Source organism: Streptomyces sp. AM25, from assembly GCF_058146165.1.
Genome location: NZ_JBKIWN010000133.1, coordinates 1 through 14,835, shown reverse-complemented (window position 1 = coordinate 14,835; position 14,835 = coordinate 1). Strand labels below are relative to the sequence as shown.

15 protein-coding genes are annotated in these 14,835 nt (G+C 69.9%); all 15 read left to right on the top strand.

The genetic code is table 11. The annotated features are described in order from the left end of the window. Complete coding sequence (locus tag ACLHRZ_RS37340) at positions 1–999, top strand: phage major capsid protein (protein ID WP_490423353.1); 999 nt, start codon at positions 1–3, stop codon at positions 997–999. Between the two features lie 66 nt (positions 1,000–1,065). Next, positions 1,066–1,476 (top strand): hypothetical protein, encoded by a 411-nt coding sequence (locus ACLHRZ_RS37335; protein WP_490423029.1) that lies wholly within the window; start codon positions 1,066–1,068, stop codon positions 1,474–1,476. Further along, complete coding sequence (locus ACLHRZ_RS37330; RefSeq protein ID WP_490423028.1) at positions 1,473–1,820, top strand: head-tail adaptor protein; 348 nt, start codon at positions 1,473–1,475, stop codon at positions 1,818–1,820. Before ACLHRZ_RS37335 ends, ACLHRZ_RS37330 begins: the two co-directional genes overlap by 4 nt. 37 nt (positions 1,821–1,857) lie before the next feature. Continuing rightward, entirely contained in the window at positions 1,858–2,172 is a 315-nt protein-coding gene (locus ACLHRZ_RS37325; RefSeq protein WP_490423027.1) for an HK97 gp10 family phage protein, read from the top strand. Next, the gene (locus tag ACLHRZ_RS37320) at positions 2,169–2,567 is read left to right on the top strand and encodes a phage tail termination protein (RefSeq protein WP_490423026.1); all 399 of its coding nucleotides are present in this window, start codon (positions 2,169–2,171) and stop codon (positions 2,565–2,567) included. Before ACLHRZ_RS37325 ends, ACLHRZ_RS37320 begins: the two co-directional genes overlap by 4 nt. Before the next feature lie 80 nt (positions 2,568–2,647). Beyond that, entirely contained in the window at positions 2,648–3,271 is a 624-nt protein-coding gene (locus tag ACLHRZ_RS37315) for a phage tail tube protein (RefSeq protein WP_490423025.1), read from the top strand. Positions 3,272–3,319: 48 nt separating this feature from the next. After that, positions 3,320–3,700 carry a hypothetical protein gene (locus ACLHRZ_RS37310; protein ID WP_490423024.1) on the top strand — a complete coding sequence of 127 codons (381 nt, stop codon included), beginning with the start codon at positions 3,320–3,322 and terminating at the stop codon, positions 3,698–3,700. A 26-nt stretch (positions 3,701–3,726) separates the two neighbouring features. Further along, positions 3,727–4,131 (top strand): hypothetical protein, encoded by a 405-nt coding sequence (locus ACLHRZ_RS37305; RefSeq protein ID WP_490423023.1) that lies wholly within the window; start codon positions 3,727–3,729, stop codon positions 4,129–4,131. A 52-nt stretch (positions 4,132–4,183) separates the two neighbouring features. Beyond that, positions 4,184–9,010, top strand: coding sequence for a hypothetical protein (locus tag ACLHRZ_RS37300; protein WP_490423022.1), 4,827 nt, complete (start codon positions 4,184–4,186; stop codon positions 9,008–9,010). A gap of 271 nt (positions 9,011–9,281) precedes the next feature. Next, positions 9,282–9,713, top strand: a complete 432-nt coding sequence (locus ACLHRZ_RS37295) for a 14-3-3 family protein (RefSeq protein ID WP_490423021.1) — start codon at positions 9,282–9,284, stop codon at positions 9,711–9,713. Positions 9,714–9,773: 60 nt separating this feature from the next. Beyond that, complete coding sequence (locus ACLHRZ_RS37290) at positions 9,774–11,333, top strand: phage tail family protein (protein WP_490423020.1); 1,560 nt, start codon at positions 9,774–9,776, stop codon at positions 11,331–11,333. A gap of 6 nt (positions 11,334–11,339) precedes the next feature. After that, complete coding sequence (locus ACLHRZ_RS37285) at positions 11,340–12,533, top strand: siphovirus ReqiPepy6 Gp37-like family protein (RefSeq protein ID WP_490423019.1); 1,194 nt, start codon at positions 11,340–11,342, stop codon at positions 12,531–12,533. Between the two features lie 22 nt (positions 12,534–12,555). Then, complete coding sequence (locus ACLHRZ_RS37280; RefSeq protein ID WP_490423018.1) at positions 12,556–13,590, top strand: hypothetical protein; 1,035 nt, start codon at positions 12,556–12,558, stop codon at positions 13,588–13,590. 66 nt (positions 13,591–13,656) lie between these two features. After that, complete coding sequence (locus ACLHRZ_RS37275) at positions 13,657–14,526, top strand: peptidoglycan-binding protein (protein ID WP_490423017.1); 870 nt, start codon at positions 13,657–13,659, stop codon at positions 14,524–14,526. Then, entirely contained in the window at positions 14,523–14,825 is a 303-nt protein-coding gene (locus ACLHRZ_RS37270; protein WP_490423016.1) for a DNA cytosine methyltransferase, read from the top strand. The genes ACLHRZ_RS37275 and ACLHRZ_RS37270 overlap by 4 nt, the downstream gene beginning before the upstream one ends. Positions 14,826–14,835 lie beyond the last annotated feature (10 nt).

Below are 14,835 nucleotides of genomic sequence, written 5' to 3'. Positions count from 1 at the left end.
ATCAGCGCCATTTCTGCGATCACCCCGATAAAGTCCACCGCTGTTCCCTCCACCCTGCTGCCCCCGCAGCTCACGGGTCCGATCTTCGACAGGGCGGTGGAGTCGTCGGCGGTGATGCAGCTCGCGCGCCGCGTCCCGCTGTCGATGACCGCCGAGACCGCCATCCCGGTATCCGGTGACGTCCCCCTGGCCGACTGGGTCGACGAAGCGGGCACCAAGCCGCTGGGCGCCTCGTCCCTGTCCGTGCGCACCATGCGGGGCAAGAAGGTGGCCGTCCTCCTCCCGGTCTCCGCCGAAGTTTTCATGAACAACCCCGCCGGCCTCTTCACCCAGCTGCAGCGTGACCTGCCTACCGCGCTGGGCCGCGCTTTCGACTATGCGGCCATCCACGGCAAGACCCTCACCGGCGCCCGCGGTCCCTTCGAGGACTGCCTTGCCGCCACCCCCAATACTGTGGCGCTCGGCACCGCCACGCAGGCCAAGGGCGGTATCTACGCGGACGTGGTCAGCGGCCTGAAGCAGGTCGCGACCGCCGGGTACGACACGACGGGATTCGTCGCGGACCCCCTTCTGAAGCCGGAAATGATGCTGGCCACCGACACCACCGGCAGGCCGATTTTCGTGCCGGACCCGGCCGGACAGGGCACCGTCACCCGCGGCTCCCTCGTCGGCTACCCGATCGCCTACAACCGGGGCGTCGGCGGACGGCTCAACCGCCAGGCCATCACCACCGATACCGGCCTGCGCGCCGTCGCCGGCGACTTCGACCAGTGTGTCTACGGCGTCGGCATGGACATCACCATCAAGTCCACCGACGTGGGCACCTACGTCGACTCCGACGGCCACATTCATTCCGCCTTCCAGGAGAACCTGGTCCTCCTCCTCGCCGAGGCCCACTACGGCTTCGCAGTGGGCGACAAGGATGCGTTCGTCACGTACACCTCGCCCGCGATCGCGCCCAAGGACCCGAAGCAGAGCGACTTCGTCAAGGCCGCGTGACCGAACGGTCAGACCGCACACCAACCCCCTGGCACGCCGGGCTGATTGCGTGGCAGGGGGTGAACGGTGGCCCTCATTGACCCGGGGCAACTCGCCGACTTTCTCGGCCAGGACGTCGGGCAGGCAAGAGCTGTTCTCGTCATCGCGCAGGCTGAGGCGTTGTGCCGGGCGGTGGTGGACCCGTTGCCCGCGGTCGCCGGCGCGGTCGCCCTGTCCATTGCCGCAAGGGCGTATGCCAACCCCCAGGGCCTGGCATCCGAGACAGTGGGCCCCTACAGCATTCAACGGCCAGCAGCGCAGGCGGGCTTGTACCTGACACGTGACGAGCGCCGGTCGCTGAAGCTCATGGCGGGCAGGGGAGGAGCGTTCAGCGTTGACCCCACCCCGGCCGGGGCAGGGCCCGCAGCAGGCGCGTTCCACGGTGACGTGCACGTGACGCCCGGCACCGCCTTCCTCCTCTTCCCGGAGGCGCCGTGAACGGCTTCCCCTTCGGGGAGACGGTCACGGTACTGCGCGCCGGCACCCGGGGCCGCGACATCTACGGCAACGACCTCCCCGCCCCCGCCCAGGAACACCCGGTCCACGGGTGCGTGATCGCCCCTGTCAGCCCCGGGGGAAGTGACGAGGTGACCGGCGGGCGGGACACCGTCACCGCATCCCTGAACGTCTACCTCCCCCCAAGGACCGACGTGCGCCCCACCGATCGCCTGCGGATCCGGGGAGAGGTATTCGAGGTGCACGGGGTGCCTGCCGTGTACCGCTCCCCGTTCACCGGCCGCCGCGTCGGTGTCCATCTGACCGCCCGCCGGACCACCGGCTGACCCCCGCCCCCTGTGGGCGGATGAAAGGAGATGCCCGGTGGGCGACGGGGTGAAGGTGCGGGTTTCCCGCAAGGGCGTCCGCGCGATGCTGAACACGGCCATGGTCGCCGCCGCCATGGTGCGGGCGGGGGAGGTGATCGCGGAGCGCGCCCGCGCAACCGCTCCGGTGGAGACGGGCGTCTACCGTGACTCCTTCGAGGTGTGGGGACAGCGCCGGACGGGCGCGAAGAAAGACCGCACCGGAGCCGTGGTCGCCAACACCGCCCGGCACGCCCTGGCCGTGGAGTACGGCACCGGCGACACGTCCGCCCACCACACGCTGTGGCGGGCCGCAGTGCGGCGCCAGCAGTGAACGGGCCGTGGCCGGACGCCGAAGCCGCCCTGGTCGCATGGCTGCCCGGCCTCCTCGGCGGAGTCCGGGTGAGCACGGATACCCCCGCCGACCTCGAAGGCGCCCTGCCGATGGTGCGGCTGTACCGCAGCGGTGGCACGGACGACGGCTTCCGCCTCGACACCGCCGTGGTCGAAGTCGACACCTTCGCCGCCACCCGGCCCGAGACCGCCGCCCTGGCCGCCCGCGTCCGGGCCCTGCTCCTTCAGACCATGCCCGGCACAAGCATCACCTCCGCCGCCGGCGCGGTGGTGGTCACCGCCTGCTCGACCATGGCGGCGCCGGCCGTGCGCCCGTGGTCAACCACCGTAGTGCGCATCGGAGCCACCTACGCCGTGCGCCTGCACACCCGCTGAACACCCCCTCCTCATCTCATCCCCCCCCTTTGTTTCTCGGGCTGTTGGCCCGGCCCTTTCGAACCTGCGAAGGAACACTCTTGCTTCAGATCACGCGCTCTGCCGACCTGACCATGGTCGGTGCGACCGGCGGCGCATGGGTCGCCCCGGTCGGCACCCCGAGCCCCTCTGGGCTGGGAACACCGCCCTCCCCGTGGACCGGGCTCGGCGCTATCTCCGACGACGGCCTCAAATTCGGCATCGACGAGGACCACAAGGACTTCAGCCCCTGGGGAGTGACCTCCGCTTTCCGTACCCAGATCACCAAGAGCGTGCGGACATTCGGGATGACGCTGTGGGAGACCAACAACCCCGTAGTGAAATCCCTGGTGTTCCGCGTTCCGGTGGCTGACCTGGCCCCGGACAAGGACGGTGTCTCCCGTTTCGCCGAGTCCGCGACCCCCAAGCCGGACCGGCGCTCGTTCTACTTCCTGACCGTCGACGGCGACACGATGGAGGGCTTCTACGTCCCCGCCGGTGAGGTGACCGACCGCTCCGACGTCACGTACAAGAGCGAGGAACTGGCCGGTTACGACGTCACCATCACCGCCTATCCCGACTCCTCGAACATCACGGTCTACCACGCCTTCACCGTGCCGATTCCCCCCGCCGAAGCCGTCCGACCAGAGCACCCGGTGAAGTCGGATTTCACCCCCGCCGCCTGACCCCCGAACTGCCTGACCTCTCTTTGCCTGTAAGGAAGTTGAAGCCTCATGTCTGAGACCATGGAAACCCCCCTCGACAACAGCCCGGCCACCGGCAGCGGTACGAACGACGCCGCGGCGCCGGGTACGGCCGGGCAGGAGACCGACGCCGCCGACGGCTACGTGCACGTCGACCTGGCCGGCCGCGCGGTCCGCGTGCTGCCCGCGCAGCGGTGGCGCGCCTCCCACCTGCGTGCCCTGAACTCCGGCGACCTCGACGCCTTCGCCGAAGGCGTGCTGTACCCGGACGACGTGGCCGTCTGGTACGAGGCGGACCCGACGCAGGACGAGATCGGTGCGTGGGTGCGGGCAGTGGCCGAAGCAGGCGGTGAGGCGCTGGGAAAGTCCTCTGGACGCATCACCTCCTCGCGGAGCACGGTGAGGCGGTAGAAGCGGACCTGCACCGCTACTACCGCGTGGACGTCCTTGATCTGCACCGTGGCCGTCTGTCCTGGCGGCAGGTGCGGGTGATGGTGGAGCACCTGCCGCCGGAGTCGGCGGTCATGACCGCTCTGCGCAACACGGCCCCGTCCGGGGCCCTGGACGAGCAGGCCGCGCACAGTGATCCGGCAACAGGCCGGTGGTCGCAAGCAGACATACTCCTTGCCCAGCTGATCGACGCTGTGCGCCAGTTGTCCCACTGCTACGTGATGGCGAACACCGACAGCACGGCCCGCAAGAAGATCACGCCGCCGGAGCCCGTGGCCCGTCCCGGTATCCACCGCACCCCCGGGAAGCCCGCGCGGGGGCGGATGAGCGGTGCGGCGGCCGAGGCCCTGTGGAAGATCATGCACGGTCCCGCACCTGCTGAGCAGGCGTAAGTACTGCGGCCCGCCTCTGACGGCCGGCCCCCGGAGAGAAAGGGGGCCGCCGGTGGGCACGCTGATCGGCTCGGTTGAGGTCAAGGTCGTCCCCAATGTCCGCGGGTTCCGCGGCCAGTTGGCCGCCGACCTCGCTCAGCCTTCCCGGCAGGCCGGTGAGGAAGCCGGGCGGATCGCTGGGCGGGCGTTCGCGGAGGCGATGCGCGGCCATGCGGACGACGGCGCCCGCATCGGCGCCAGCCTCGGCCGCGCGATTGCCTCCGCCTTGTCCCCGGCCATCTGGGACGCGATCCCTGGTGCTGTCCGTGCCGGCGGCCGTGCCGCCCGGGGCAGTGCCGCGCGAGCGGGTGAGGAGACCGGCGGCGCGTTCGCCCGCACCGTGCGGGCCCGCCTCGAAGCCGCTTTCCGCACCCTTCCCCGCATCACCGTCGGCGCGGACACCACTGAAGCCGATGCCGACCTGCAGGCCCTGCGGGTGCGCATGGAGGCACTGGCGGGCAAGACGATCGGCATCGACCTCGACGCCGCCGCAGCGCGCGCGGAAGCCGAGGAGATCGAGGCCGAGCTGACCCGGCTCGGCGCCGCCCACCCCAACGTCACCGTGCGGGCCGACACCGCAGCCGCCCGCGCCCAGCTCGCCGCCGTCCGCGAGGAGATCGACCGGATCACGGCCGAACCGGGCCGCGTCCGCCTGGAGACAGACGGATCCTTCGGGGCCCGCCTGCGGGCGCAGGTGCAGGCGGCACAGGCGGCACTGCCCGAGATCAACATCAGCGCCGACACCACGCCGGCGCGGGCGGAACTTGCGGTCCTGCGCGCGCAGCTCGCCACGCTCGCCGAGGCCCGGGTGGGCATCGACGTCGACGCCGCCGCGGCGCTGGCGCAGATCGAAATGGTGCAGGCGCGCCTGTCCGCCCTGGCCGCCACCGACGCGGATATCGACGTGCGGGTGGATGCCGCCGCGGCGTCCGCCGCCCTGGCCGCCGTCCGCGCCCAGGCCGACGCCCTCGACGGCAAGACCATCGACATCAACACCCGCCCCGCCCTGATGGGCACCCTGGCCCTGGCCGCCGCACTCGCCGCCCTGGCCGCTGTCCCGGCGGTGGAGGTCCTGGCCGCGCAGGTCGGGGGACTGGCCGCCGCCACCCTCGCGGCAGCCGGCGGCTTCGGCCTCCTGGCCGCCGCCGCGGCCCCCGCGCTGAGCGGCATCGTCCAGGCACTCCAGGCCAAGGAGGCGGCCGAGGACGCCGCCACCGCCGCGACCGACAACGGCGCAGCCGCCGCCGCGCAGGCAGCACAGCGTGCCCGGCAGCAGGAAGACGCCGTCCGGTCGCTGGCGGCAGCACAGCGTCAGGGCGCGGAGCAGGTGGAGGCGGCCCGCCGCCAGGTGACCGCCGCCGAGGAAGGTGTCGTGCGGGCCGAGGAACAGCTCGCCCGCGCGCAGGACGACGCCCGGCGTGCCCAGGAGGCGCTGACTGCCGCGCGCGCGGACGCCGCCCGCCAGCTCGAAGACCTGGGCAACCGGCTTGCGGATGCTGCCCTGTCGGAGCGTGCCGCCGTCCTGCGCCTGACCCAGGCGCGGGAGGATCTCGCCAAGACCCAGGCGGACCCCGGTGCCAGCCAGCTGGAGCGCGAGCGCGCCCAGCTCGACTACGACCAGGCCCTCCAGCGCCTGAAAGAGCAGCGGCTTGCCCACCGCCGTCTCGCCTCCGACGTCCGCACGGCCAACACCGCGGGGGTGGAGGGGAGCGAGCAGGTACGCCGGGCACACGACTCGCTCACCCAGGCCCAGCAGCGCGTCAGCGACCAGGCCCGCACAGTCGCCGACGCTCAGCACCGGGTGGCCGATGCCGTGCGGGCGGTGGGCAAGGCCCAGCAGCAGGCGGCCGAGCAGATCGCCGCCGCACAGCGCCGCGTTGCTGACGCGCAGCGCCAGGCGGCGCAGTCGGCGACGGCCGCGCAGGCGGCGGCGCTGAAGTACCAGCGGGCACTGGATGACCTCACGCCCTCCGCCCGCGACACGTTGACCGCGTTCATCGCGTTGAAGGAGGCGTTCAAGGACTGGTCCCGCGAGGTCCAGCCCGAGGTCATGCCGCTGTTCACCCGCGCCCTTGACGGTGCGCGGGCCGCCCTGCCGGCTTTCACGCCCCTGGTCCGGAGCGCGGCGGCGGGTGCGCGGGAGTTGTGGGACGCCACGTCCCGCGATATGCGGACGCCGTTCTGGCACCGCTTCCGCGACGACCTGACCACCGCTGTCCGGCCGGCGATCCTCGGCGTCGGTACCGCCGCCGGGTACATGACCAAGGGCATTGCGGGCGCCTTCGACGCCGCCCTTCCGCACACCGAGGCGTTCACCGACTCGCTGGTACGCGGAGCGAAACGATTCGCCGACTGGGGCACCAGCCTGCGCGACAGTCCCGCGTTCGCCGCGTTCCTGGCACGGATCCGCGCGAACGGGCCCGCGGTCGCCGAGCTCTTGGGCAACATCGCCGCCGCCATCGGCACCGTGGCCACGGCGCTCGCGCCGATCTCCCACGTGACGCTGCCGGTCGTCAGCGAACTGGCCCACCTCGTCGCGGCCGTGCCGCCCGGGGTGCTGGAGGCCATCGGTGTCGCGCTGATCAGCATCAGCCTCGGCCTGCGCGCCGTCGCCCTGGCCGAATGGCTGGTCAACGCCGCAACCGGCGCCCTGGCGGTGCTGATCCAGGCAACCCCGATCGGCTGGACGGCCGACGTGATCGCCCTGGTGATCGCCGCCGTCGTCGCCCTCGCCATCGGCCTGTACTACGCGTACCAGCGCTTCGGCTGGTTCCGCGACGCGGTCACCACCTGCTGGGACGCGATCAAAACGGCCACGCTGTTCGTCTGGACAGCCGTCCTGCAGCCGGTCTTCGGATGGATCGCCAGCGTCATCATGACGCAGGTCGTACCCGCGTTCCTCTGGCTCTGGCACAACGCGGCCGAACCCTTCCTCAACTGGATCGCAACCGCTGTCCAGTTGACGTGGGACACCTGCCTCCGGCCCGCCCTGATGTGGCTTGCCGACTTCATCATGTCGGCCGTCGTGCCGGCCGTGATGTGGCTGTGGCACAACGCCGTCGAACCGGCTTTCACGGCCATCGGGCTCGTTGTCCAGACGGTCTGGCGCGATGTCCTCCAACCCGTCCTCGGCGCGTTCTGGTCGTTCATCAAGAACACGCTGTGGCCGATCATCGTGGACTTCGGCCAGGACGTCGTCCAGCCCGTCTTCCAGTTCATCGGCCAGGTCATCGCCACCGTGTGGACGTCGGTCATCTGGCCGACCCTGCAAGCCTTCTGGGCGTTCACCAAGAACGTTCTCGCACCGGTGATCACGTGGCTGTTCGACGCGATCGTGCGGCCTGTGTTCCTCCTTATCGGGGCCGCAATCGCGGCGGCATGGGAAGGCGTCATCCGCCCGGCCGTCACCGCGTTCGTGGCATTCTTCAAGAACAACCTCGGGCCCGGCGTCGAGTGGCTCTACTACGACGTAGTCAAGCCCGTGTGGCGGTCCGTGGGCAGCACCATCGAAGGGGGCTGGAACAACGCGATCAAACCCGCCTTTGACTCACTGCGCTCCGGAATCGGCCTGGTGGGCCACGCGTTCGCCAACGCCAAGGACGCGATTGCCATCGCGTGGCACGCCATCCAGGACGCGACGAAGGGGCCGGTCAATTTTGTGATCGGCAGCGTCTGGAACGAAGGCGTTCTGGACATCTGGAACCGGCTCACGGACTGGATTCCCGGAATCGGCGACAAGCTGAAGATGGAGAAACTCCCGCTCCTGGAATCCGGCGGCCCCCTCCCCGTAAAGCCGGGGGTGTTCAACCGCCCCACCGCGATCGTGGGCGAGGGCAATCCACGCTGGCCGGAGTTCGTGATCCCCACCGATCCGAAGTACCGCGCGCGGGCGCTGGGCCTGCTCCAGGCCGCCGGCACGCAGATACTCGCCCGCGGCGGCGTCCTCGGCTCCGCCCTCGACTGGGGACGCGACGCCGCAGGCAAGGCATGGGACTGGGGCAGCGACAAAGCCCTGAAAGCCTGGCGCGGCGTCTCCGGCGCGGCCGACATGCTCGCCCACCCCGGCGAAGCCATGGACAAGCTCCTCAAGCCCGTCCTCGGCGACCTCGACACCATGGACAGCACCAAGTGGTCGCAGATGATCCAAAGCGTCTTCACGGCCCCGGTAACGGGCCTGAAAGACACGGTCGTTGACTTCGTACAGGGATTCCTGTCGGCAGGAGGAAGCCCCCGGATAGGAGGTGACACCGGCGGCGCCGGGGTAACCCGGTGGACCCCGCAGGTTCTGACAGCCCTGTCCATGCTCGGCCAGCCCGCCTCATGGCTGGACACCGTCCTGCGCCGCATGAACGACGAATCCGGCGGCAACCCCGCCATCGTCAACACCTGGGATGTCAACTGGCAGACCGGCACGCCAAGTGTCGGCTTGATGCAGGTGATCGGGCCGACCTTCGACGCCTACGCAGGGCCTTTCCGGGGCACCGGTCCTTTCCTGTACGGCACCTCTATCGACCCGCTCGCCAACATCTATTCCGGACTCAACTACGCGATCCACAGATACGGTTCACTGTCCGCGATGGACCGGCCGGGCGGATACGACTCGGGCGGCTACCTGCCGCCGGGGCTGTCCCTGGTCTACAACGGACTGGGCAAGCCCGAGCCCGTATTCACCCCGGCACAGTGGGACATGATCGCCCAGTCCAAGGGGGCCAACGCGGGCCCGCAGAACGGGGAAACGCAGGGAAGCGCGCCGGTGATTCACCTGCACGCCGCCCCGGGTATCCCCAGCGAGCAACAGATCGTATCCGCACTGCGATTCGCCGACGCCCTCTACACCTGACAACGGCGCGCGCCACGGTGCTGCACGGCCAGACCACGGACAGGGGACGGCCCAGTTGGATTGGCGTAAGGCAGAGCCTTCGGCAACACTCGTGTCGAAACGAGGCTGTACAGGCTGCTGAGGTCTAAAAGGTATGTAGGGAGCCAGCCGGTCACTCATATAGGCGAATTGCTTCGACAATGACGTCGGATCTCCTTGTGGGGCCGGATATAAGGCATCCTCTTGCGGGAATGAGGGCTGTGTGTGACGGGCGGATGCTATGGAAGCTAGTGTGTGGGCCGAGGAGTTTGAGATTGTCATCACCAGTGAGCAGAAGGTTGAGTCACTGCGTCGGCAGGGAAATGCGCGGAAGGAAAGGGGGGAGGATGCTTCGGCGTTGAGGGCGTACAACGAGGCCTCCTACATCGCCAGGGCTGAGCTGGCGTCTGATCATCCTGCCAGGCTGCGTGTTGCCCTGGACCTCGCGAGGTTCTTTCACGAAATGAACAGCCCTGACGAAGCTTGCTTCCTCGCCAAGGACACACTTGACCGTGCGGTTGTTCGGATGGAAAGGCACGATAAAGAAAGTTGCGAGGCAAGCGGACTGCTCGTTCAGGAGCTCCGGGACGCACTGAAGCAGTGGGCAGGCGACGAACTGGAGTGGTGGACAGACACGGTTGATCTGTTCGATCTGCCTGCAGAAGGTGCCAAGGCGTACCAGTAACCGGGGAGCCTGTGCAGGCAGTCAGGCCTGAATACGCCCGAGCGGAGAGGAGGTTGGTGCGTGCCCGTCTTGGCCACGCTGAATTCCCCATCTGCTGTTGTCTGCACCGGTCTGCTGCCCGAGCCTGAGCGTGCAGCGGCCGACGCCCCGCCCCGGGTCACGCTCACCGCCGACAGCGGTGAAGAGTTCCTGCTGACTGCGGATCTCTCACAGCAGGGGGCGTGTATCGCCATCCTCCCGGGGCCCACCGGCCTGGACGCACCACCGGTGGATACGGTGGTGACGGAGTACGCGGGCATGGACGGAGGGTGGCTGGTCAAGCGGCGTGCCGCTTCCCGGCGGATCACGCTGCCTCTGCTGCTGTGGGCGCCGCGCCGGCCGGAGCTGGTGGCGATGAAACGGCGCTTGGCCGCCGCCCTGGGCCGTGGCCCCTGCACGCTGCGGGTGGCCGAGGCCGACGGCACAGCCCGCACCCTGCACGTGCACTACACCGGCGGAATGGAGGGCGACGAGGGCACTGACGCCGCCGGCCTGACCTTCATCAAGTACGGGATCCAGCTCACCGCCCCGGATCCGTACTGGTACGGCGCCGACCGCACCTCCACGTTCCGGGTGCACGGCGCCCCGCACTTCCTGTCCTACCCCGCCGGTTCCTGGGCACCGCTGCTGTCCGACACCATGGACAACCCCGGCGCCTGGAGCCCCCCGGGCCTCACCCGCACCGACCCAGACGCCACCACCGGCATCTACACCCGCTTTGCCGCGGGCACCCGCAGCGAAGGGGCCGCAGTGCCCTACGACGGGACGAGCCTGTACCGCCTCACCGCGCGCGTGCGGCACGGGCAGGCGCTGACCGGCGGGGGAGCGGCGACGTTCTCTGTCGGTCTTGTGGGGGTGGACGCCGGCGGCGCCCCCGTACCCGGCGGCGACCGCCTGATCACCGCGGACCACCGGCCCTTGGACGACAGCCCCGACTGGACAGAGTTCACCGGCTACGTCCGGGGATGGTCCGCGCCCGGAGCCGGTGAGGGTGACGATGATGGCCGCCCGTCGCAGGCCCGTCCTGGAACCATGCCGGACGGCACGGTCTCGGTGCGTCCGGTCATCCATGCCGACGGCGCCGCCCTCGACGTCGACCAGCTCACCCTGTCCCGCGTCACCGACGCTCCCGGCCAGGAGCCGCACATGACCGGGTTCTTCCCGCTGCGGATCACCCCCAGCGTGATCGGAGACGAGGGACTGCCCGTCCATGTCACCTCTGACGTGGACGCGTGGCCGGTGTGGCGGATCACGGGGCCGCTGGGCTACCAGGACACCGGCCAGCCCGTCGTGCCGGTCCGGCTGAAGAACCTCACCACCGGGCAACAGCTGGTCCTGGACTACGGCATCCCGGCCGCCCGCACGGTGGTGATCGACACCCGCCCCGGCATCAAGGCCATCTATCTGGAGTCCGAGTCTCCTGACGGCAGCCGCGGCGAGAACCTGTGGCCTTGCGTCAGCGGCCCGGCCACGCTGTGGCCGCTCGTCCCCGGAGACAACACCATTGCCCTCACGGCGGCAGGTGCCTCGGAGGACTCCGCGGTCACCCTCACCTATCAGCCACGACACCTCGGAGCCTGAACACCCTTGCGGCGCTACCGCATCGACGTCCGCGACGCCGGCTTGCGCCGCATCGGACAAATCGACTCCTACACCGCCCTAGACGTCATCGTCCGCCACCTCGACGTCAGCACCTGGACCCTCACTCTGCCCGCCGGTCATCCCCATGCCGGGCTCTTCACCACCGGGCACGGGGTTCTGATCTGGTCCGAGGGCGCCGATGAGCCCGTGCTGACCGGGCCGGTCACCGGTGTCCGGCACGAATGGTCGGGCACAGCCGGCGACGGCACCCTCGTCTTCTCCGGCGTCTGCGACAACACGATCATGGCCAGCCGCCTGGCCTTCCCCGACCCGGCCCATGCTCCCGACACCGGCAACGGCCGCTACCCCACCGACTACTGGACCTCGGACACCTCCGCGGCCGGCGACATCATCAAGGAACTCGTCTGCGCCAACGCCGGCGAAACCGCTCTGCCTTCCCGGAGGGTGCCGGGCCTGGACAGCGGGCCCTGGACCGGACTGGGCGAGAAGACCAGCGTGCAACTGCGCTTCGACACGCTTCTGTCGGCGGTCCAGAAGCTCGCCGGCACATCCGGCCTGGCCGTGCGCATCTGCCAGAGCGACCCGGCCACCCCGCGCCTGGTCCTCCAGATCGGCACCACACGGGACCTGCGGGGCCTGGTGCGGTTTTCTCCCGACCTCGGCAACCTGGCCTCGTACTCGTACCAGCTCACCGCGCCCCGCACCACGCGCGCCATCGTCGCCGCCCAGGGCCAGGGCGCGGACCGGTTCTTCTGGCAATGGACCACCCCCGACGCCGAAGCCGACTGGTCCCGGGCCGCGGAGACCTTCGTCGACCAGCGCGACACCCCCATCCCCGCCGCGTGCGACGACAGCGACCAGCAGTTCAAGGCCCTGCACACCTCCGCCCTCAACGCTCTGCAACAAGGCGGGCAGCAAGCTGAGCTGTCGTTGGCGCCGATCGATACCGAGCAGTGCCAGTACGGGCGCGACTACCGCACCGGCGACATCGTCACCGTCACCACCACCACGGGCACTGACCTCGCCTATCCCGTGCGCGAGGTCCACATCACCGACACCACCGAGACCAGCAGCGTGCAGGCCACCGTGGGCACCGCTACCGCCACCGCGGCCCCCGCCCTCTACACGCAGGTACGGCGCCTGTGGCAGGCCATCCACCACCTCGACACCCGACACTGACCCCCACAGCACCAGGAGCCACGTGGAGCACTATTTCCCCTTCGACTCCGGACGCGGCACCACCGTCACCTCCGAACAGTGGTCACAGCTGACCTCCCTCTGGCAGACCGACGGCATCCGCACCGTCCGCAAGGGCGACGACGGGTTGCCCTTGTCCGCCTCGGTCACCGGCCAGGACATGACCGTCAACCTGCGCCCGGGGCACGCCACGATCCAGGGGTTCCACTACTACAGCGACACCACCAGCCACGTGGCCATCGCACCGAACACCGGCACACAGACCCGCCTCGACCGCATCACCATCCGCCTCGACCGCCCCGGCCAGCGCATCGCCCTGGCCTACCTGCAAGGCACCCCCGCAGCCCAGCCCCAGCCACCCGCCCTCGCCCAGGGCGAGAACGGTGTCTGGGACATCCCCCTCGCCCGCATCACCGTGCGCCCCCAGACCGGCGCCATCACCCCCGCGGACGTCACCGACGACCGCCTGTACACCGGGTGGGGCATCAGTCTCTCCCGCAGCAGCTCCCGTCCCGTTCCCGGCTACTCCGGACAGCTCCTCTACGAGGCCGACAGCGAGCGCCTGCGCCTGCACGCCACCATCGACGACACCGCCGGCCCCGATGCCAGCTGGCGCACGATCGCCGACACGGCCGCCACCATGACGCCGTTCCAGCCCACCTGCAACATCGTGGAGTTCAGCAGCGTGACCGGCTCTTACCGGATCGCCGGGGCCAACCTCGTCTACGTCGAGCTGTCCCTGACCGCGGGCAGCGACTTCACCCTTGCCCGGAACCTGAGCATCAACCCGACCTTGCCGTTCACCGCCGGCGCGACCGCCCGGCAGTTCATCGATGGCCTGCGCTGGAATGCCGACCAGTCCCGGACGCCGAACATGACCGGCTGCAAGCTCGCCATATCCAGCGGGGCCCGAACCGGGATGTACATCCAGCAGAACACCGACTCGGCAGGCGACTGGAACGCCGAGAGCCTGCCCTTCCGGCGCGGTGATCAGGTCTACCTCTCCGGCCTGTACTCCGTCGCCGACGGCCAACTCTGATACCCCGGCCCGCACACCACCCATGCCTCACACCAGAGGCGTTCACCCAATTTTGGAGACATCAGCATGGCAACTCCCCTCTCCGCAGACCGCTTCGTCGCCGCCCTGCGCGCCGAAGGCGTCCAGGTAGTCGAAGTTGACGACTGGCGCGAGCACAACCGCAACCACAAGGGCGCCTGGGGCCCCGTCAACGGCGTGATCGTCCACCACACCGTCACCTCCGGCACCGCCTCCTCCGTCGAACTCTGCTACGACGGATACGACGAACTCCCCGGCCCGCTGTGCCACGGCGTGATCGACAAGGACGGCGTGGTGCACCTTGTCGGCAACGGCCGCGCCAACCACGCCGGCACCGGTGACAGCGACGTCCTGGCGGCCGTCGTCGGCGAGTCCGCACTGCCCCGTCCTACCGCCAACGACACCGACGGCAATGCCCGGTTCTATGGCTTCGAGTGCATCAACCTCGGTGACGGTGACGACCCGTGGCCCGCTGCCCAGCTGGAGGCGATCGAGCGGGTTTCGGCCGCGCTCTGCCGTGCACATGGCTGGGGCGCCGGTTCGGTCATCGGGCACAAGGAGTGGACGAACACCAAGATCGACCCGGTCGGCTTCGCCATGGACGGTATGCGCGAGCGCATTGACCGCCGCCTGGGCCGCACGCCGGACCAGCCGCAGACGCCCACCGGTTACGAGCCCTTCCCCGGCGCTGACTTCTTCCGCAAGGCGCCCAACTCCCCGATCGTCACGGCCATGGGCCGCCGCCTGGTTGAAGAGGGCTGCTCCGCCTACGCCGAGGGACCGGGGCCGCGGTGGACCAGCGTCGACCGTGAGAGTTTCCGGCGCTGGCAGCACAAGCTGGGCGATGCCGCCGAGTTCTGCGACGGCTGGCCCGGCCCGCGGCAGTGGAATGCGCTGAAGGTCCCGCGGACCACGTGAGTACGGCCACCGCCACCCGTCCCACCGGCGTCCACGATCCCCCGGCGTTACGGATCGGCTCCCTGTGCTCCGGCTATGGCGGCCTTGACATGGCCGTGCAGCACGTAGCCGGCGGCACCCTCGCCTGGGTCGCCGACCCCGACCCGGGCCCCGCCCGGATCCTCGCCCACCACTACCCCGACACACCAAACCTGGGCGACATCACCAGCCTCGACTGGGGCGACGTCGAACCGGTGGACGGGTTGCTGGGCGGCTATCCGTGCCAGCCGTTCAGCACCGCCGTGTCGGCGCTCACGTAATTGGCCCGTG

What these genes read in the sequence shown, in the direction of transcription:
- ACLHRZ_RS37310 (WP_490423024.1), top strand. Translation starts at nt 3,320, where the DNA reads ATGTCTGAGACCATGGAAACCCCCCTCGACAACAGCCCGGCCACCGGC.
- ACLHRZ_RS37275 (WP_490423017.1), top strand. Translation starts at nt 13,657, where the DNA reads ATGGCAACTCCCCTCTCCGCAGACCGCTTCGTCGCCGCCCTGCGCGCC.